Source organism: Bacillus sp. VT 712, assembly GCF_001614195.1.
Lineage (GTDB): Bacteria > Bacillota > Bacilli > Bacillales > Bacillaceae_H > Priestia > Priestia flexa.
Map to the genome: position 1 here is coordinate 123,000 of NZ_LWBK01000001.1, position 19,747 is coordinate 142,746.

Consider the following 19,747-nt stretch of genomic DNA (forward strand, 5'->3'; position numbering starts at 1 on the left):
TTTAAGAGGAGGCTCGTCATGAGGGAAATAAAGGTAGTGCCGTACAAAACAGAATGGCAAAATCAATATGAAATAGAAAAACGATTATTAGAAGCGATTTTTGGTGCCGAAATTCTTAGTATTCATCATATCGGCAGCACGTCCGTACCTGGCTTAGCAGCAAAGCCGATAATTGATATTTTAGTTGAAGTTAAACAAATTTCGTTGATTCATACATATAATAATGAAATGGTAAAGATGGGCTATGAGTGTAAAGGAGAAAATGGAATAGAAGGAAGACGGTATTTTCAAAAAGGAGGAGAAGATAGAACTCATCATGTTCACATGTATGAACAAGACCATTCCGAAGTGGGTAGACATTTGCGATTTAGAGATTACTTAAGGAACACCCGGATGAGGCATGGGAGTATGCATGTTTAAAACAAGAGCTAGCTAAAAAGTATCAATACAGTCCAGCAGAATACGTAGGAGGAAAAACTTCTTTTATACAAATGATTGATCAGAAAGCGCTTAGAAAGTAAAGGACTTTATCTTTTATATCAAAACAAAATCGTGTACAATAACCTTTGTTAGTAAAAGTGAAGGAGAGTGCCCGCTTGAAGCCCGTTATTAAACAAACTCAGGTTTCGAACAGCCGAAGAAAAAAAATGATGTGGATTGGAAGTTTTTCATTAATTTTGCTAGTGATTGTACTATGTATAGCAATTTCAATTTATGTGGGTCTTAGCTTGACCAAAAAAGAGCGACAGCCTGTAACAGAAAATCCAAGTACGTATGGTTTAACATATCGCGATGAAGCATTTACAAGTAGAGATGGAGAAACGGAGCTTAAAGGGTGGATGATGGAGCCACAAAGTTCTCCGAAAGCTACTATTATTATGTCTCATGGCTACGGAGGAAATCGTCATGATTTAAATGGAGGGTTTCTTCCTTTGAGTAAAAGTTTAATAGAAGCTGGATATCGAGTGGTGACCTTCGATTTTCGAAATGCTGGAGAATCACAAGGAGATCAAACGACAATTGGTGTAAAAGAACAGCTGGATTTACTGGGAGTCATTGATCGAGTGAAGGAAGAAACAGATGAGCCCATTGTTCTATACGGAATTTCAATGGGAGCAGCAACATCACTGTTAGCAGCTGGTCAAGAAGAAGCTGTCCAGGCAGTCATTGCGGACAGTCCGTTTAGTGATTTAAAAACTTATCTCGAGGATAATCTATCAGTATGGTCAAAGCTTCCAGACTTTCCGTTTACGCCACTTACGCTAGCAACGGTTCCGTATATTGCTGATTTAAATCCTGAAGATGCAAGTCCAATACAAGCAGTTGAAGAAATTTATCCTCGTCCTATCTTATTTATCCACAGTAACGGAGATACGGCTATTCCGTATACAGAAAGTCAAAAGATGGTCAAAACACACCCCGATGAATTTGAGCTTTGGGTGCCTAAAGATGTACCGCATGTAAAAGGGTATAGTGAATATCCTACTGAATATGTGAAAAGGGTGACGGAGTTTTTGGATCAATCTTTATCCCTTCAATAACAGCCTTTGAATGAAAGCTCAAAGGCTGTTATTTTTGTTTATTCAGATGATAAAGGAGCTTGAATTGTGCCATCTTCTACGAGCTCAAGATAGAGATTACGAAGGATATACGTTTTGAAAACCTCAAGCTTTCTTCCCTCAATCTTTGTCACGTTTACTGCTTTTAGTTCTTTAATAAACCAGCCTTTAGAATAAAGATGAGCCATATAAGTTCCCTCCGTAATTAGAATAGAAATGCTTTTATTATCTATGCTGCAGAGTGCTTGAACTATGTGATGAGAAACCGAAAAAGTTTTTTTGAGAAAAAGTGATCCAAGCACAAGAATTGTCCGTTTATCTAGTAAGAACAACTTATTTAAAAAAATTTAAAAGAAGGTGATCCAAACTGATAATGAATTCGTTAGGTAAGTAACGAACGCACTTAGAATAAAAAATTCAAAAGAGTGTGATCCAAATTTAAACTTCATTCGTTAGGCAAGTAACGAAGATAGGTCACAGTCAAAAAAGAAAAAAATTTTTAGGAAAAAGTGATCTAAGAATAAAAAAATTTCGTTACGAAAATGTAGAAGAAAAAACAAAACTAGAGGAGATTGTTTTTAAATGAAAATCAGCAAAAAATTAATAGCCCCAGTACTAGGTGCATCACTTCTTGTTCCCACGATGGTAAGCGCAGCAGAACCGGCACAAATGCAGCCGACAGTTGTGACACCAGCAGCAGATTTACGTTCCACTCTTGATCAGCTATTGTCTGAACATTTCGTTTTAGCAGTAACTGCAATGACGAAAGCTTAAATCTATCCGAACTATTGAAGGTTACCTCCTTTAATAAGTCGATTAAACCATCATCTTTTATGGTAATAAATCCAACGATATACGTTTGGATAGTGGCGACGAACGTAACATCTTGTTCTAAGCGATTTATCCAGCCTGCTTGACCTGACCAGATATCAAGCTGCTCAGTTGAATAGTGCTCGCGGTTAATCGTTTTAATCGTTTGTTGAAACAAATCTAATGAAATATCTGCATCAGCTTATTAAGCGAGTTGAGTCGCTAGAAGCAGCGAAAATGAAAGAAGATAAAGTAAACGAAAATCTTTGAGAAGCGTATTGGAAATCCTGTACGCTTTTTTAATGGGCATTTCTTGGTTTTTATTATCTTATTTTTCGGAATAAAAAAAGTTTTTTAGGGAATTGATAAAAATATGAAACTTTTTCTAATTTGTTACGTTTAATAAGGTAGTAGAAAAAGGGGGGATGGACGTGGCACCAACGAAAACAACGTATCTAAGAGATTTATGCTTAATGTATCAAGAGGCAAGTTTTTATGCAACATCCATTCCACGTTCATGCGAAAAAGCGGCCGGAAAATATTTTCAAATGAAAAAGCAAGAAAAGGTAATTGCATACTTAGATACGTCTTTAATCGGATTTTATGGTAAGAGAGGATTTTACTTAACGACCGACGGACTTTATTGGAAGTGTTGGCGTAAAAAGAAAGGATCGATAAGCTGGAATGAGTTTCAACAGCTTACATCTATCTCCCTCAGAGGAGAACAAATTATCTGCTTTAATGATAAAGAGATTTTTCACCTAAATGAAAATGCATATTCTGCTAAGAAGTTAGTAGACTTATTGCAAAAAATTCAGCAGCTATTGTGTCACCATTCACACGAATTTATGTGCAGAGAACATACATATCCATCAATTTCGTTAGAAGAATTAACATCGATTTGCGCATCTTTTCAAGAGAATAACCCGCTACTAAAAGCAGAGCAAGTGTTGGCAACAACAGATCAGTTAGGCATAGAAATGACCAAGGAAATTAAAAACCGCTTACCCGTAGCCAAAACAAATCACATTGTTGCGCATTTAAGTACATATCCCCATCAAAAAACCGAAGGAATTACGATATGTGCAGAGGGGATTTATTTTTCAAAGTCGTTTACAACGCTCTACTATCCATGGAACCTCTTTCGATATGTTCCAATATCAGTAGGGGCTGAGGAGCTTCGAGTGGCCAATAAGTACTCGTTATCATTAAATCATGCGTTTATGTCAAGTGGTGAAGTGATGTCATTCTTAAAACAAATTAAGCGCCATATTCACAAAACCTATGAAAAAGACAATACGAGAAAAATTGATAAACAAACGTTAAGTCTATTTGTATAAGCTAGCAATTAGCCATGTGAAGGAAAATTTCTTTAATTGAAGCTGGCAGATGAAGGTTACAATATAGTTCATAGATTGAATCGGCGTTATGGTCATATGAAGCCCAATATTTCTTTTCCTTTTTCAGGTAAATAGAAAAAGAAATAACTTGCTGTTTGGTTTGACTTGTTTTTAAGGAGATATGAATAACCGGGTTAGTAATCGTATATTCAGTATAAAGCTCTTCTGGAAAATGCTCTATAGCAGTGAGCTCACTATGCTTAATAATGTTCGCTAGTTCAATAAGTTTCATCAGTTCACCTCTATCGATTTACTCGTTTGTATCCTATATCTATTGAAGAAACTTTAAAAATAGACTCTTTTTTTATAAGAAGAGTGAACTTGACTAGTTGACGTTTTGTCTGAATACAAATAAAATTCATATAAAGAAGTAATTCCCTCATTTAGAGATTAAAAGAGTTTGGAAGTGACAGGGGGGTCGTTATGTTGGCGAATGTAGTGGTAGACCAGCGAAAGGCTTATATTGATGAGCTAACCGTAGTTGGGGTTCCAATTCGTACAACGGATCGGGCAGAAGAAAAAGGAACGGGGACAATTCCAGCCCATTGGGACATGTTTTACAAGCAACAAATGGCAAATAAAATTGCTAATAAGGTAACTGGAAAGATGTTTGCGTTATATACAGATTATGAAGCGTCGAATCCGATTGAATTTACGTTTGCACTTGGATATGAGGTCACACCAGGTGGAGAGTTAAGAGAAGAAATGCGAGAGTTTACTATTCCTGCTGGTGAATATATGGTGTTTACAACTGCTATCGGTCCGGCGAAGAAAGTAGTTTTAGATGCTTGGTCGTATATATGGGAGTGGTCGAATAGAAACGAGCGAGCGTTCGTTTTGGATTTTGAGCTATATGATGAGCGCTGCATTGACCCTAATTTCAGTCAGGTTGATATTTACGTCTCGATAAAATCGTAGTCGTTTTAAATGTCTAAAGGAGTAAAGTTGTGATTAGCAATGATTTATTACAAGCGTTAAAGGATGGGTATAAACAAAGAATTAAATGGGTATTTGCCGTTCAGCTTACTTTGTTTTTAGTTGTTGCTACTTTGCTTATTATCAGCTTCATAACAAAGTTTACCGTAAGTCAGCTTAGCTTTATTTTAGCCTGTGTAAGTGCAAGCTCATTTCTTTCTGCAATCGAACATATTATTTTAAAACGAGAGAAGTGGCAGTGGACATTTGAATTCATTCTTTCACTTTTCTTTTTAGGCCTTGCTTTGTTTTTCTTTCTTCATTAATAAAAAGAGGCTGAGACATAAGTAGTTCAGCCTCTACTATACCTGACCGATTGAGAGTTCATAACTTTTAATCGGTCAGGTTTTTTGTTGATTGGGAAAAACCAGTTTGGAAACAGGGTGGAATGGAGCGTAGGACACTCGACTCCTGCGAGAAATAGAGGGAAAACGGAGATCCCGCAGCGCAGCGAGGAGCTCAGGTTCCTCCCCCGCGGAAAGCGAGTGGCCGTAGCGCAATGGAACGAACGTGTTCAGACGAACCAAAGAGATGGGAACAGCTATTGTTCGTCTTTTAGAAGCAATCATTGTGTTATGTCCGACCCTCTTTTTTAGCTTGCTTTTGATTGGCGTCTAAGAGGAGAAATATGTCCATAAGTGAACGTACGCCATAGCCATTCCATAGGGCCAAACTGAAACGAGTTAAACCACGCTTTGCTCCATGCTGCTTGAGCAATAAAGATCACGATGGCAATTGCTGTACCCAAGCTCAAACTAACGTGATTGTATAAGTTGAAAATGTTAAATAAAGTAAAACAGATAACGGTTTGTGCCAAATAATTAGTTAAAGCCATGCGACCGACAAATTGAAGCCAGCTAAGTCGCTTTTTCCAAGCATCTAACTGCAGTAATCGAGTTAAAGTAGCCATATAGAAAAAGCAAAGAGAAAATCCACTTAGGTTTTTAAAGAGATCAGTAGCAGCCGATTTGTACACACCGACATCCCATAGGCCTTGCAGTAATAAAAATAAGCATATAACAAAAGGGATGCTTAGGGTACCGGTTACTATCTGCACCTTTTTAATAAAAGGAGCGTAAGCAGAACCTTCAAAAATCCCTTTTTTCCCAGTATATAAGCCGAACAAAAAGAACGCAAACACGGGTATTAGCGTAAATGGAATATTAATCAAAATTGGAATGACCTCAACTTTTATTCGGTAAGAAAGCCATTCTAGGTAAGGAGCGCTTTCATACATATAAATGTATGTGGGCAGCACATCATCTGCATTTCCTAGTCCAAGTTCGTCCATCATATCAACTGGAATGAAAAAAGTCATGGATAGAAGAGCTAAATAAATAGCTAACAGACTGAAAGCCCATTTAATGAGAGTTTTAGGCATGCGGTTATAAAAAGCTACTAATAAAAAGCCTCCAACTGCGTAAAGGTGTAGAATGTCTCCAAACCATAAAAAAATTAAATGAAGCAACCCAATGATTAATAGAATAGAAGCTCTTCTAAAAAATAAGCTTTTCATCCGTAATCCCTTTGCTTCAGCTCGCTTCATAAACAAATAGAAACCTACTCCAAATAAAAATGAAAAAATGGTAAAAAATTTAACTTGAACAAAAAGCTGCAGAAATGCATATACAACTGCGTCTAGGCCTCCATAGGGTACGTCTACACTGTATAGCTGATTGATGAAATTAGGTGAATGAAAAGCGGGCATATTTACGAGCAAAATGCCAAATAGCGCAAAACCTCGAATGACATCTAACATAATGATTCGCTCACTTGGTTTAACCGGTGAACCTTTCAATCATGATTCAACTCCTTTTCAATTAATAATGTAGCGCAAAAGTCTACGGTTTTACATAACAATATGGATATCTTATCATGAACAAATAAAAAAAATGACAAAATATCCATTGAAAATGATAAAAAAGTTTCACAACTAAAAAGTGCGCAACTATGGATAATAATGGTATGATAAGAAAGAAGATATTATGAAAGGTGGAGAAAAGATGAAAACAGCACTTGTTTTAGGCGGTACACGTTTTTTTGGCACGAATCTCGTTGAAGAATTGCTCGCGAAAAAAGTACAGGTTACCATTGCAAACCGTGGACAGCGTGAAGATTCGTTTGGTGATCGAGTAGAGCGAATTAAGTTGGATCGCGTTGAGAAACAATCCATTATAGAAGCAACACGCGGGCGCAAGTGGGATGTGGTTTTTGATCAAATTTGCTATTCATCTCATGGCGCTTTAGTAGCTGTAGACGCTTTTCGAGATAGTACAAACCACTATGTACTAACATCTACCTTATCTGTATATGGCTCTTCAAAAGAACATTTTCACGAAGAAGATTTTGATCCATATACGTACCCAATATCGTATGCTAGAAAAGAAAATATCTCTTATCAAGAAGGAAAGCGACAAGCTGAAGCCGTACTCTTTCAAAAAGCACCTTTTTCAGTAACTGCTGTACGCATTCCGATTGTATTAGGTGATAATGATTATACGAATCGTCTTCGCTTTCATATTGATAAGGTGATGCATCAAGAAGAAATAGGTTTTCCTGATATTGATGCACAGCTCAATTTTATTTCACGAGAAGAAGCCGGAGCGTTTTTAGCATGGTGCGGAGAGCAAAAGCTAAAAGGACCGATTAATGCATGCTCTAACGGCGTCATTTCGCTAAAAGAGTTAATGAGTTTAATAGAAACTGAAACAAACCAGCAGGCGAAAATTACGAAAAGAGTAACGGATGAGAACGCGTCACCTTATGGGCTAGATCATTCGTGGACCATGAGCAATGAAAAGGCTAGTTTTTGGGGATATGAATTCTCTGATGTGCGCCAATGGCTGCCGCCTTTAATTAAGAAAAAAGTAGCTGAAGCAAAAATTGTTCCGTTATATTAAGAAAAGACTGCGGGTTCGTAGTCTTTTTTTGATGAGCAAAATGATGTTAACATACCAACAGTGGCGTTATACTAGAAGTAATTATAATGAAGGAAGTGGGACAAAGTGGCGAAGCATCATTTTCATTTAAACGCAAATTGGCCAGGAGGACGCAATGAAGTAGGCGAAATTCATTCTGGTCAGTTAAAAACACAAATCTCAATCCCACCAGAAATGGATGGACCTGGAATCGGTACAAATCCTGATGAAATGCTGCTTGGAGCAGCTGCAACATGCTATATTATTACGCTTGCTGCAATGCTTGAAAGAAGCGGTATTTCGCAAGCAGCTCTTACAATGGATTCAGAAGCAGTCGTGGACGTCACCAAAGGTGTGTTTACCTATGAAAAAATCATTCACCGTCCACATGTTGTGTTAGATTCAAAGGATATGGAGAAAAAAAGTCGCGTGCAGCGCCTCATGGAAAAAGCGGAGACCTCCTGCATGATTTCACGAGCAATTCAAGGGAACGTAAAAATTGAATTAGAAGGTACGATAGAAGAAAAAGAAGCTTAATTCAATGTAAGCTTCTTTTTTTCGTTTGACGAGCAAAACTATGACTGAAAGAAATGAGAGTTATAGCGTCTAGTTATTATATCTGAAATTTAATTTTAGGCAATTAATTTGTATGGATAGTTGTGTGATAACCAATCATTAAGACTTATTTTGATAAGTAATTCACTTTACTTATAAAGCGCTTTCAAAAAGTCGTAAGACTATTAAAAAAGTAAAAAAAATTAAAGAAATATAGCGATTTCATTTTGATTGACAGGCTTAACAGTGGTAAAATAGAGACAGATATCAAATACAAGTACTGGAAGAACATCCAGCTTGTAAAGATGTCTGACCATAAGGCAATCAGTATTTTGAAAATGCGAAATCAATCACTTTTAGTACTTTAATTCTAGTAAGACATTAAAAGTTGAATAAAGATTTCACTTATTATAACTCGTTGGGGGTTTTTAAATGGGTAACGAAACGTCAAACAGAGGTGAGCCTTGGAAAGGGTTTTTGGGCCCAAACTATGGCTATGTATTAGAACAGTATGAGTTATATGAAGAAAAGTCGGATTTAGTAGATCCAGAACTAAAAGAACTATTTGATTATTGGGGTGCACCGCCATTGCTTGATAGCAGCTATGCTGAAGCGGGAGATACACAGCCTGTTCCAGCAGCTAATACGGCTAAGATTGCCGCTGCCATTAAGCTAGCAGAAAATATTCGTGCATACGGTCATTTATATGCATCAATCAAACCGTTAGAAAGCGGTAAGAAAGATCCTGTGCTTCTACATCTAGAAGACTATGGATTATCAAAGGAAGATTTAAAAGCAGTACCGGTTGAAATTCTTTGCGCAAATGCGCCTGCACATGTAAAGGATGGTCTGGCTGCAATTGAGTATTTAACCGATGTATACACGAAGACAATGGCGTTTGAATTCCATCATGTACATAACATGGAGGAGAATAAGTGGCTTACTGAAATGGTGGAGTCAGGAGCAATTTTCCAACCTCTTTCTGATGAAAAGCGTATTTCAGTATTAAAGCGTCTAACGGAAGTAGAAGGATTTGAGCAATTTCTACATCGTACATTTGTCGGACAAAAACGATTCTCAATTGAAGGCGTAGATATGCTTATTCCATTAATTGATGAGCTAGTTGCACGCTCTGTCGAAAAAAGTCCGAAAACAGTTAATATTGGAATGGCGCACCGCGGACGTCTAAATGTGTTAGCACACGTACTAGGCAAGCCGTATGAGATGATTTTTGCTGAGTTCCAACATTCACCGAATAAAGAGCTTGTACCATCTGAGGGTTCAATCGGCATTAACTATGGTTGGACAGGAGACGTAAAATATCACTTAGGTGCAGATAAGCAAATTAAAGCTGAAAACACAGTTCGAGCTCGTTTGACATTGGCAAGTAACCCGAGTCATTTGGAATTCGTTAATCCAGTTGTGGAAGGGTTTACAAGAGCTGCTCAGGACGATCGCCAAACAAACGGTTATCCAAAGCAAGACATCACGAAATCTTTTGCGATTCTAATTCACGGTGACGCAGCGTTTCCAGGTGAAGGAATTGTTCAAGAAACGCTAAACTTAAATCAGCTTTCTGGGTACCAAACGGGTGGAACTATTCATATTATCGCTAACAATATGATTGGATTTACAACGGAAAGCGTAGACTCTCGTTCAACGAAATACGCGAGCGATCTAGCAAAAGGATTCGAAATTCCGATTGTCCATGTAAACGCAGACGATCCAGAAGCATGTCTGGCAGCGGCTTACTTTGCATATGAGTATCGTCGCCGCTTTAATAAAGACTTTTTAATTGATCTGATTGGATATCGTCGATTTGGCCACAATGAAATGGATGAGCCATTTGTAACGCAGCCGAAGATGTATGAAATTATTACAAAGCGTCCAACGGTTCGTGCGCTTTACGCTGAACAATTGGAGAAAGCACAAGTGGTTACTAAAGAACAAGTGAATGAAATCAGTGAGCAACTTCAAAAGAAATTGCAGACTGCTTATGATAAAGTACCACCAAAAGCAGAAAAGCGTCATCAAATTATGGAAATGCCAAAAGCAGTATTTAATGGTATTCCAACTTTAGATACGTCTGTGCCAAAAGAAGAGCTTTTAGAAATTAACCGAGAACTTGTGACGTATCCAGAAGATTTTAAGGTATTTCCAAAGTTAGACCGTATTTTGTCAAAACGTGCGAAAGCGTTTGAAGAAAATGGTAAAGCAGACTGGTCACTAGGTGAAGCATTTGCATTTGCAAGCATTTTACGTGACGGTACGCCAATTCGTATCACAGGACAAGACTCAGAACGTGGAACATTCGCTCATCGTCACCTTGTATTGCATGACTATGAGACAGGGGATGTATACTCACCACTGCACACAATGAAGAACGTAAGCGCTTCCTTTGATATTCGTAACAGTCCTCTTTCTGAAGGGTCAGTGTTAGGATTTGATTACGGGTATAATGTGTTTGCACCAGAAACACTTGTGATTTGGGAAGCTCAGTTCGGAGACTTTGCAAATGCTGGTCAGGTTATCATTGATCAATTCATTTCAGCAGGTCGCGCGAAGTGGGGACAAAAATCAGGTATGGTTCTCTTACTTCCACACGGACATGAAGGCCAAGGGCCAGAACATTCAAGCGCAAGATTAGAACGTTTCTTACAGCTAGCTGCTGAAAATAACTGGACGGTGGCAAACGTAACGAGCGCGGCGCAATATTTCCACTTATTACGTCGTCAAGCGGCTGTTTTGAAAAAAGAAGAGGTGCGTCCACTTGTTGTAATGGCACCAAAAAGCTTGCTTCGAAGTGCGTTTAGCGTATCAAATATGGAAGAGTTCACAAACGGTTCTTTCCGCTTAGTTGTCGAACAACCAAACTTAGGTGAAAAAACAGAAGAAGTTGAGCGTATCGTTTTATGCAGCGGTAAAATTAGCGGAGATTTAACAGATCGCATCCAAAAATCTGATAAGTCGCTAGATTGGTTACATGTACTACGCCTTGAGCAGATCTATCCATTCCCAAGACGAGTTGTAGCTGATTTATTTGCTAAATATCCAAACTTAAAAGAAATTGCGTGGATGCAAGAAGAGCCTGAGAATATGGGTGCATGGAATTATGTTGAGTCTAAGCTTCGCGAAGTAGCACCTGAAGGCGTGAGCGTTGATTACATTGGACGCAGAAGACGTTCAAGCCCAGCAGAAGGAGACCCAACCACTCATAGACAAGAGCAAGAGCGTATATTACAAGAAGCATTAACGAAAACACAAATCGCTAATGATGTAGTGACACGATAAGGAAGGGGAATGAACAATGGGAGAAATTAAAGTACCGGAATTAGCAGAATCAATTTCAGAGGGAACAGTAGCACAGTGGCTTAAGCAGGTAGGAGACTTTGTTGAAAAAGGCGACTATATCGTTGAATTAGAAACTGACAAAGTAAACGTTGAGATTACAGCGGAAGATTCAGGCGTACTAACGGAGCTTCTAGCAGGTGAAGGAGATACGGTTCAAGTGGGGGAAACAATTGCTCGCTTAGCAGCCGATGGTCAAGCGCCAGCGCCAAAAGCAGAAGTGAAGGAAGAAGTAAAAGTGGAAGAGCCTGTTCAACAAAAAGAAGCAAAAGAAGAGGTAGCACCTGCGGCAGAAGCGAAGGAAGAGGTTCCGCAAAAGCAGTGGTTAATTGCATCTCCAGCTGCGCGTAAAGCTGCAAGAGAGCGAGGCATTAAGCTTGACGAAGTGCCAACGGCAGATCCGTTAGGCCGCGTTCGCAAGCATGATATCGATTCATTTGCTAGCCAAAAAACAGCAGAGCAAAAAGCTGATGCAAAAGCTCAAAGTGCTCGTCAATCTAAGCCGGTACCTTCTCCAACAGTAAGTGAGAACAGTGATAAACCAGTTGAACGTGTACGCATGTCACGCCGTCGTCAAACGATTGCAAATCGCTTAGTGGAAGTACAGCAAACGGCTGCGATGTTAACAACATTTAACGAAGTTGATATGACAGCTGTTATGGAACTTCGTAAGCGTCGTAAAGACAAATTCTTTGAACAGCATGATGTAAAACTTGGCTTTATGTCATTCTTTACAAAAGCCGTTGTAGCAGCGCTGAAAAAGTATCCATTATTAAATGCTGAAATTCAAGGCAACGAGCTTGTTATTAAAAAGTTCTATGATATCGGTATTGCCGTATCTGCGCCGGATGGGCTTGTTGTACCAGTTGTTCGTGATGCAGACCGCAAAACGTTTGCAGGTATTGAAGGAAGTATCCTTGAGCTTGGGAAAAAAGCGCGTGACAATAAGCTAGCTCTAGGTGACCTGCAGGGAGGAACATTTACGATTACAAACGGTGGAGTATTCGGTTCATTAATGTCAACGCCAATCTTAAATGGTCCACAAGTAGGGATTCTAGGAATGCACAAAATACAGACTCGTCCAGTTGCAATTGACGAAGACCGTATTGAAAACCGTCCAATGATGTATATTGCCTTATCTTATGATCACCGCATTGTTGATGGAAAAGAAGCCGTTGGTTTCCTAGTAACAGTGAAAGAACTGTTAGAAGATCCAGAAACATTATTATTAGAAGGTTAATGAAAAACGAGGCTGGGACATAAGTATTTTAGTCAATGATCTATCCGAACTATTGAGAGTTAACGACTCTTTTATAGTTCGGATTTTTTGTTGATAATGAAGCGCTAGAGACATACTCTGATGTTTTTTGACAATTCTGTAAAAAATAAAAACCCAGTTGACTTATAGGAATTATAGGTGTATTATATAAATAATCAATCTTGTCAGAAAATTTGAGCGTAAAGGGTGAAGAATAATGGAACGTTATGATGTTATTCAAGGAGCGGAAGCTTTTTATCATAAAGGGAATGAAGTTGGTATTTTAGTCTCTCACGGATTTATGGGAACGCCACAAAGCATGGAACATATCGGCCAAGGCTTGGCAGCTAAAGGCTATACGGTTTATGGAATTCGTCTAACGGGCCATGGAACTCACTATCGAGATATTGAACAGGCAACCTATGAAAATTGGAAAGCAGACTTTTTAGAAGGCTATCGCTTTTTAAAAGAAAGATGTGAGCACGTCTTCATCCTAGGGCAATCGATGGGCGGAACGTTAACCTTTCATACCGCAAGTCAAGGATTAGACCTGTCAGGCGTAATTGCTATTAACCCAGCAATGAATTCAATTCCTTCAATGGAAGCTTACAGAAATGCACATACACTTCGCTATGTAAAAGAAGATAAGCCGGATATCAAAGATCCTAACGTACATGAAATTACGTATGATAAGGTACCCGTTCGTTCAATGCGCGAGCTATTATCTTTAATGGATGAAGCGGAGGAACGCTTATCTTACGTAACGTGCCCAGCGCTAGTTTTAACATCCACAGTCGATCATGTTGTACCACCAAGCAACTCAGCTTATATTCTGGAGCATATTCGTTCAAAAACAGCTCATCAAGTTATGCTTCCTAATTCGTATCATGTAGCGTCCATGGACTATGATAAAGACCAAATTATTCAACATACGGCACGTTTTGTTAAAGCGACAGTTGCGAAAAAAAAAGCAGTTGGGGTAAAATGAACGAAGGGCAAAGTTAACGTCCAATCGTTCAAAAGGAGAGACCAAATATGATTCATTTAGAGTGGAATGATCGTCCAACCATCAAACAAGTAAAATGTGTACATACGAATGCGAAAAAGTACATGGTAGAAAACGTGCTAACAGCAGGAAAAGTATACGATGTAAAAAATGAAACGGAAGAGTTTTACTTTGTAGTCGACAACACAGGTCAAGTTGGTGGCTTTTACAAAGAATATTTTGAAGCGTAAGATGAAAACCACTGCGGATGCGGTGGTTTTTTTATGAGTGTGTGTCAACGCATCTAAGTATCTAAAAAAACTATATTCTAAATAATAAACATAAAGTAAAACCAGCAGCTAAGAACAAGTGTATGCTGTAGGTAGCTACTCCGAGAGAAAATAAAGAAGGCGTCTTTTATTCTTAAATTAATATTGGTATGATATAGAAGCAATCTCAAATGAAATCGGAGTGTTTAAGGTGGAAGAAAAAGAAGGTTTATATGCCAATATTGATCTGGACAAAGTATATGAATACAAAGATCTCCCTGATAAAGTTGCGGGTCGCTGCGACAACTGCGAGAGCGTTCATTTTAAAAGTAGTGTAGGAGAAGGGAAATTTTTGCGAGAATGCGTTAGCTGTGGCATGAAAAAGAATATTTAAGCGTTAAAAGCGTCGTACGTAGAAAAGAGATGGCTCATGAAGCTGTTTCTTTTTTTGTATAAAAAACAGAAGTGTATTTATTTATTTATTTATTTATTTTGAGCATAAAGTCTTATTAAAAGATGACAAAAACACCTATTAATTTAACCTATTTTCTATATAATGGTATAAGTGAACGTACAATCGCGTATTTGTTTAGATTAAGAGAGAAGAGGAGGCGAAAACCTAAATGGCGAATGAGCATGAACTATTTCCAGAGAAGCGAAACCAAGATGAGCCAAAGGTTAAGGTAGAACGAAAAGAAGGAGAGCCAACTTCAGCTTTTAAAGGAGCATCTTGGGGAGCGCTACTGATTGGAGTTGTAGCTTACTTGGTTGGATTATTTAACGCAACGATGGAGCTAAATGAAAAAGGCTACTATTTTGCTGTTTTAGTATTTGGACTTTATTCAGCGGTATCTCTTCAAAAAGCCGTTCGAGACAAAGAGGAAGATATCCCTGTTACAGGTATTTATTATGGAATTAGCTGGTTTGCACTTATTGTATCGATTTCATTAATGGTTATTGGTTTATATAACGCAGGGAGTATTACGCTAAGCGAAAAAGGCTTCTACGGCATGTCATTTGTGTTGAGCTTGTTTGCAGTAGTGACAATTCAAAAAAATATTCGAGATACGCAACGAGCAAAAGAGCGAGATTAATAGCTCTTTTGCGTACATAGAACCCTCTACTTTTTATTTTGAAAGTGGAGGGTTCTTTATGCAAATAATTACATTTAACCCTTTAATTATGATATTATCTTAATATACTATAGCTTGCTAAAGGGGAATTTAAATGAATTATGAGGGTTTAATAGGTGTCATTCTTCTTTTTATACTTTACTTTTCAACTAGCCATTACTATTTGAAAAAGAGGTTAAATATTCAAGAAAAGCGTGTAAGTCTGTTTTCCAAAGATAGAAAGAGGCTGTATAGGGTGATTGAAGGTATCATAGTAGTATTGTTCATTTATTTTCTTGGTGTTGTCACGTTTTCAGAGAGAAGCGATGAGTTTCCCATCTGGATTCGAGCACTGCCAGTGTGTGGCTTTTTTATTTTAGTAGATACTTTGCGAGGAATTGAGCATTGGATGACTGATAAAGAGTCAAAGAGCTATGTTTATGAATTCCTTGGAGTAGTATTTATGCTAGCACTGCTTGTTATCATATCTTTATAATTATTTGGAAAAGTCGGAAGTATACAATTTGTTAAAAGGGGCTAAAGCTGGATTGACCAATTTTAAAACTATAGTAAAATCAAAAAAGTGACAGCGCGCATGCTGTCGCTTTTTTTGTGAGCGTTTTAATTAGAAGGAGGATGTTTATGTACGCGTTAAAACCATATCGCTTTCCGCTCATTTTACTAGCATCTATTTTTGCTGGTGGAGCAGTAGGGTTTTTTGCTGGAGAGAAAGCAGAAGTGTTAAAGCCACTAGGGGACATTTATTTAAACTTAATGTTTATGGTTGTTGTGCCGCTCGTGTTTTTTAGCATTGCAGCAGCCGTATCAAACACTGCGAATATGAATCGCTTTGGAAAAATCATTGGCTCAATGTTTGGCGTTTTTATTTTGACTGGCATTATTTCATCTTTATTAATGCTTTTTGCGGTTAAGGCATTTTTATCAGTTGATGCGTCACCAATTACAATTGAAAAGCCAGATCAGGTAGAAAATATTAATATTGCCGATCAGTTTGTACAAGCATTTACAACGTCTGACTTTGTGGATTTACTGTCTCGTGAACATATGCTTGCACTTATTGTTTTTGCCGTACTTTTAGGATTATCAGCAACGCTAATTGGTGAAGCTGGAAAGCCGTTTGTGAAAGTACTACAATCAGGTTCACAGGTGTTTATGAAAATGGTAACGCTTGTGATGTACGTGGCACCAATTGGGTTATTTGCTTACTTCGCGTCGTTAGTTGGTGTATTTGGTCCTGATTTATTAGGAACGTATGCAAAAGCAGTAGCCGTATATTACCCGGTAGCTCTTTTATACTTCTTTGTTGGCTTTACGCTTTATGCCTTTTTAGCAGGAGGAAAAGAAGGGATCGTTCGTTTTTGGAAAAATATCTTAACGCCAGCGGTTACGGCTTTAGGGACAGGGAGCAGCGTAGCCAGCGTGCCTGTTAACCTAGAGGCAGCTAAACAAACGGGCGTTCCAAAAGATGTGCGAGAAACGGTCATTCCAATTGGAGCAACCGTACATATGGACGGGTCTTGCTTGGCTGCAATCTTAAAAATTTCATTTGCCTTTACGCTATTCGATATGGATTTCAGCGGCATCGATACGTTTGTGAAAGCCGTTGTTGTTGCTATTTTATGTGGTGTTGTCATTGCGGGTCTACCGAGCGGAGGCGCAGTTGGTGAGATGTTGATTTTAACGATGTTTGGCTTGCCAATTGAAGCACTTCCGGTTATGGCCGCGCTAGGCATGATTGTCGATCCACCTGCAACAATGGTGAACGTAACGGGAGATAACGTATCTTCTATGCTTGTGTCACGCATTGTAGAAGGTAAAGGTTGGCTGAAAAAACAAATAGATACAAAGCGAATCGCTTCGTAGCAAACGTGAAAGCGCATCAGCTCAAAGATAGCTGGTGCGCTTTTAGCGTATTACTTGATTCGAGGGTGTTTTTCTTGAATAATAAAAGAGTAAGCATCCTGTAAGAAGAAGTAAGGAGCGAAGTATTATGAATGAAAAATGGAAAGTCCATAAAATTAAAACTGACTGTGAACCGTGGCTTTTTCTAGATGGTTGGGAAAAAGACATTATTGAAACGATTGAATTCGACCATAAAAAAGAAGCGCTTGAGCATTATACAAGGCTTATTCATGAACATCAAGCGAGTTATCGCCACGTTCATATGAAAAAGCTATCTCTTTTTACCTTTTGGAATGACTGTGAGAAAGAGTTTTGTGAAGCGTGTGATGATGATCTTCAAATTTTCCACGGCGTCTTGTTTATGAAAGGTGAAGACGTATATGATCTAAATGAAAACGAGGAAGGCTTTTCGTTTCTGCAAATGAAATAACCTTTTCTTCTACATCATTTTCCCATATAATTACACTAACAATAGTGGAAAAGGAGGGCGCTATGAACAATTCAAAACGAGTATGGTTTGACTTGCTTTTTTACATTGCAATCCCGTACCTTATCTGGAATCAGGGAAAAGATCTTATCGGTGATTATTACGCCATTTTATTATCGACAGCCCCTGCATTCTTCTATACCATCTATACGTTTATTAAAGAGCGTCAATTTAACGTAACGGGACTGTTTCTTGTTATTACCTTGCTTGCGCGAACAATTGTAGATTTATTGTCGGGTAATGCAGAAACCATGCTGGTTAATCAGGTTTATTTTATGATTGGACTAGCTATTTTTACGTTTATAACGATTTTAGTGAAGCGTCCAATTGGGCTATATTTCTTTGTTGATACGGCCTATTTAATGGGATATAAGCGTGAAGATTCAAAAAAGCTATTCTTTGAGCAAGATCTCTTTAAAATGATGAACTGGTTAACCGTTTTATTTGCGGGGCGCTATGTGTTTTTAGCCATTGTAAAATACGTTCTTATTCAAAAGTACGGTGTTGAAGGGTATGGCAACATGATTGTCTTTCGCCAAGCAGTGACGTGGGCGTTCTCAATTTTGATCGCCATCTATACGTACTTTATTTATAAAAAGATTCAAGAGAAAACAGGAATCGATAATCCGGTGAATCCAAATATGAATGAATAATAAAAGCGCTTCCCAACATGGGAGCGCTTTTGTTACAAATACGTGAACAGTACATCAAACGTTGACACCTGCTCGCGAAAAAATAGTAAAATAAGTTGTCATAGAACTTGGATAAAGAGTAGGTGTGCAATTTGAAACTGTTAGTATGTAAAAAACAGCCGTATATAGCATTAGAAATGATCATGGTATTTTTTACAGCCATTTTTTTGATTTTAGCTTTTTTTGATTATCGTCAAACATTCTTTTTATTTTTTACACTCGGAATCGTGTTTGCTATCCGAGGCTTTGAAATGCAAGAAGGAGAGAAGAAGTCTCAGGGAACAAAGTGGCTCCTTGCGGGGGTTGCTCTTATTATGTTGAATATTGTGTTGTTTGTCGTATATGCCGTCAACCGCTAAGCCTTTCTTCGAGTAGAAGAGAGGTTTTTTTGAAAAAATGTTCAGGTAGTATTATAAAAATGTTCATTGTTTGGTAAGATAGAAAAATGAAAACGCTATACTGACGTAAAGGGGATGCTTATGGAAAGCGACAAGTTAACGAAAGCAATCGAAGCAGCAAAGATGTATTATCTGTTTGACTATAATCAAAATGAAATTGCTAAAAAGCTTGGAGTTTCAAGGCCAACTGTTTCACGCTTACTGCAACAAGCTAAATCTGAAGGCATTGTACAAATTAAAATTATCGATTCTACCATCGATGTGAAAGAGCTATCAGCTCAGCTAGAACAAACGTTTAAACTAAAAAAAGCAATTGTCGCATCTATACCTCATGAAGATCGAAACCTTGTAAAGGAAGGTTTAGGAGAAGCAGCAGCAGATTACCTTGATAAAATTGTAAAAGATGAAGATATTATTGGCGTAACGTGGGGAACAACGCTTTATCATGTAGGGATGAAGCTCAAAAATAAGCGTGTAAAAGATGTGAAAGTTGTACAGTTAAAAGGTGGAGTTAGCCATTCTGAAACCAATACGTATGCTTCTGAAATACTGCATCTGTTTGGAAATGCTTATAGCACCGTTCCTCTTTATTTACCGCTTCCGGCTATTGTTGATCATGTTGTAGTAAAGCAGGCAATGGAAGCTGATCGTCATATAAAAGGAATATTAGAGCTTGGCAAAAAAGCAAATATTGCGATCTTTACGACGGGTCCTATTAAAACAGATTCTTTGCTGTTTCAGCTAGGTTATTTCACAGAAGAGGATTTAAAACAGCTAGATCCGCACGCAGTCGGTGATATTTGTTCACGATTTTTCGATGAAAATGGGTGTATTTGCAACCCGAGCTTAAATGAACGCACGCTTGGTTTAGATTTAGAAGAACTTAAGCAAAAGGAACATTCGATCCTCGTAGCGGGAGGGGCGCACAAGGTGAAAGGTATTTACGGTGCGATAAAAGGCGGGTATGTTAATACACTAGTCACAGACCCATTTACAGCTCAGCAGCTGCTTGAAAAAGTGACATCATAAAAAACGTTGAACAAATGTCAAAATAAATA

Annotated in this window: 21 protein-coding genes and 2 pseudogenes; 20 read left to right on the forward strand and 3 right to left on the reverse strand. The window is 38.2% G+C overall.

Annotated features, from left to right (window positions below):
• The first annotated feature begins 18 nt into the window (after positions 1-18).
• Together A2U94_RS00570 and A2U94_RS00575 are read left to right on the forward strand one after the other, a co-directional pair.
• Positions 19-521, forward strand: a pseudogene (locus A2U94_RS00570) (GrpB family protein).
• 75 nt (positions 522-596) lie between these two features.
• Entirely contained in the window at positions 597-1,541 is a 945-nt protein-coding gene (locus tag A2U94_RS00575) for an alpha/beta hydrolase (protein ID WP_025910253.1), read from the forward strand.
• Positions 1,542-1,579: 38 nt separating this feature from the next.
• On the opposite strand, the gene A2U94_RS20505 is transcribed toward A2U94_RS00575, so the two are convergent.
• Positions 1,580-1,747: a YflJ family protein gene (locus A2U94_RS20505; protein WP_076512373.1), complete on the reverse strand. Its 168-nt coding sequence runs from the start codon at positions 1,745-1,747 to the stop codon at positions 1,580-1,582.
• A 394-nt stretch (positions 1,748-2,141) separates the two neighbouring features.
• Between A2U94_RS20505 and A2U94_RS21750 the strand changes: the two are divergent.
• A pseudogene (locus A2U94_RS21750) lies at positions 2,142-2,330 on the forward strand (copper amine oxidase); the annotation flags it as partial.
• A gap of 470 nt (positions 2,331-2,800) precedes the next feature.
• Positions 2,801-3,709 carry a hypothetical protein gene (locus tag A2U94_RS00585; RefSeq protein ID WP_025910257.1) on the forward strand — a complete coding sequence of 303 codons (909 nt, stop codon included), beginning with the start codon at positions 2,801-2,803 and terminating at the stop codon, positions 3,707-3,709.
• Position 3,710: 1 nt separating this feature from the next.
• Here A2U94_RS00585 and A2U94_RS00590 read toward each other — a convergent pair whose 3' ends face one another.
• The gene (locus A2U94_RS00590) at positions 3,711-4,001 is read right to left on the reverse strand and encodes a hypothetical protein (RefSeq protein WP_025910259.1); all 291 of its coding nucleotides are present in this window, start codon (positions 3,999-4,001) and stop codon (positions 3,711-3,713) included.
• 191 nt (positions 4,002-4,192) lie between these two features.
• Here A2U94_RS00590 and A2U94_RS00595 point away from each other — a divergent pair, with 191 nt between their 5' ends.
• Positions 4,193-4,687, forward strand: coding sequence for a GyrI-like domain-containing protein (locus A2U94_RS00595; protein ID WP_025910261.1), 495 nt, complete (start codon positions 4,193-4,195; stop codon positions 4,685-4,687).
• 29 nt (positions 4,688-4,716) lie between these two features.
• Positions 4,717-5,010: a hypothetical protein gene (locus tag A2U94_RS00600; protein WP_025910263.1), complete on the forward strand. Its 294-nt coding sequence runs from the start codon at positions 4,717-4,719 to the stop codon at positions 5,008-5,010.
• Positions 5,011-5,336: 326 nt separating this feature from the next.
• Here A2U94_RS00600 and A2U94_RS00605 read toward each other — a convergent pair whose 3' ends face one another.
• The gene (locus A2U94_RS00605) at positions 5,337-6,542 is read right to left on the reverse strand and encodes a DUF418 domain-containing protein (RefSeq protein WP_025910264.1); all 1,206 of its coding nucleotides are present in this window, start codon (positions 6,540-6,542) and stop codon (positions 5,337-5,339) included.
• A 205-nt stretch (positions 6,543-6,747) separates the two neighbouring features.
• Here A2U94_RS00605 and A2U94_RS00610 point away from each other — a divergent pair, with 205 nt between their 5' ends.
• From A2U94_RS00610 to deoR, 14 genes are all read left to right on the forward strand, one after another.
• On the forward strand, positions 6,748-7,644 hold the full coding sequence (locus tag A2U94_RS00610; protein WP_025910265.1) for an NAD-dependent epimerase/dehydratase family protein: 897 nt from the start codon (positions 6,748-6,750) through the stop codon (positions 7,642-7,644).
• Between the two features lie 105 nt (positions 7,645-7,749).
• Entirely contained in the window at positions 7,750-8,199 is a 450-nt protein-coding gene (locus tag A2U94_RS00615; RefSeq protein WP_025910267.1) for an OsmC family protein, read from the forward strand.
• Positions 8,200-8,649: 450 nt separating this feature from the next.
• Positions 8,650-11,508 carry a 2-oxoglutarate dehydrogenase E1 component gene (sucA, locus tag A2U94_RS00620; RefSeq protein ID WP_025910268.1) on the forward strand — a complete coding sequence of 953 codons (2,859 nt, stop codon included), beginning with the start codon at positions 8,650-8,652 and terminating at the stop codon, positions 11,506-11,508.
• A 16-nt stretch (positions 11,509-11,524) separates the two neighbouring features.
• The gene (gene odhB / locus A2U94_RS00625; protein WP_025910269.1) at positions 11,525-12,805 is read left to right on the forward strand and encodes a 2-oxoglutarate dehydrogenase complex dihydrolipoyllysine-residue succinyltransferase; all 1,281 of its coding nucleotides are present in this window, start codon (positions 11,525-11,527) and stop codon (positions 12,803-12,805) included.
• Positions 12,806-13,040: 235 nt separating this feature from the next.
• Entirely contained in the window at positions 13,041-13,811 is a 771-nt protein-coding gene (locus A2U94_RS00630; RefSeq protein ID WP_035320890.1) for an alpha/beta hydrolase, read from the forward strand.
• A gap of 47 nt (positions 13,812-13,858) precedes the next feature.
• Complete coding sequence (locus A2U94_RS00635; protein ID WP_025910272.1) at positions 13,859-14,059, forward strand: DUF6501 family protein; 201 nt, start codon at positions 13,859-13,861, stop codon at positions 14,057-14,059.
• A gap of 229 nt (positions 14,060-14,288) precedes the next feature.
• Positions 14,289-14,471 carry a DUF8096 family protein gene (locus tag A2U94_RS00640; RefSeq protein ID WP_025910273.1) on the forward strand — a complete coding sequence of 61 codons (183 nt, stop codon included), beginning with the start codon at positions 14,289-14,291 and terminating at the stop codon, positions 14,469-14,471.
• A 229-nt stretch (positions 14,472-14,700) separates the two neighbouring features.
• Positions 14,701-15,171, forward strand: a complete 471-nt coding sequence (gene yiaA, locus A2U94_RS00645; RefSeq protein ID WP_025910274.1) for an inner membrane protein YiaA — start codon at positions 14,701-14,703, stop codon at positions 15,169-15,171.
• Between the two features lie 133 nt (positions 15,172-15,304).
• Positions 15,305-15,685, forward strand: a complete 381-nt coding sequence (locus A2U94_RS00650; protein ID WP_025910275.1) for a DUF4181 domain-containing protein — start codon at positions 15,305-15,307, stop codon at positions 15,683-15,685.
• A gap of 146 nt (positions 15,686-15,831) precedes the next feature.
• Positions 15,832-17,073: a dicarboxylate/amino acid:cation symporter gene (locus tag A2U94_RS00655; protein WP_025910276.1), complete on the forward strand. Its 1,242-nt coding sequence runs from the start codon at positions 15,832-15,834 to the stop codon at positions 17,071-17,073.
• Between the two features lie 127 nt (positions 17,074-17,200).
• Positions 17,201-17,542 (forward strand): DUF1033 family protein, encoded by a 342-nt coding sequence (locus tag A2U94_RS00660; RefSeq protein ID WP_025910277.1) that lies wholly within the window; start codon positions 17,201-17,203, stop codon positions 17,540-17,542.
• A 62-nt stretch (positions 17,543-17,604) separates the two neighbouring features.
• Positions 17,605-18,252, forward strand: a complete 648-nt coding sequence (locus tag A2U94_RS00665; RefSeq protein WP_025910279.1) for a VC0807 family protein — start codon at positions 17,605-17,607, stop codon at positions 18,250-18,252.
• A gap of 131 nt (positions 18,253-18,383) precedes the next feature.
• A complete protein-coding gene (locus A2U94_RS00670) occupies positions 18,384-18,650 on the forward strand; it encodes a hypothetical protein (RefSeq protein ID WP_025910280.1) in 267 nt (88 codons plus the stop codon).
• 120 nt (positions 18,651-18,770) lie between these two features.
• Entirely contained in the window at positions 18,771-19,718 is a 948-nt protein-coding gene (gene deoR, locus A2U94_RS00675) for a DNA-binding transcriptional repressor DeoR (RefSeq protein ID WP_025910281.1), read from the forward strand.
• Positions 19,719-19,747: the final 29 nt, after the last annotated feature.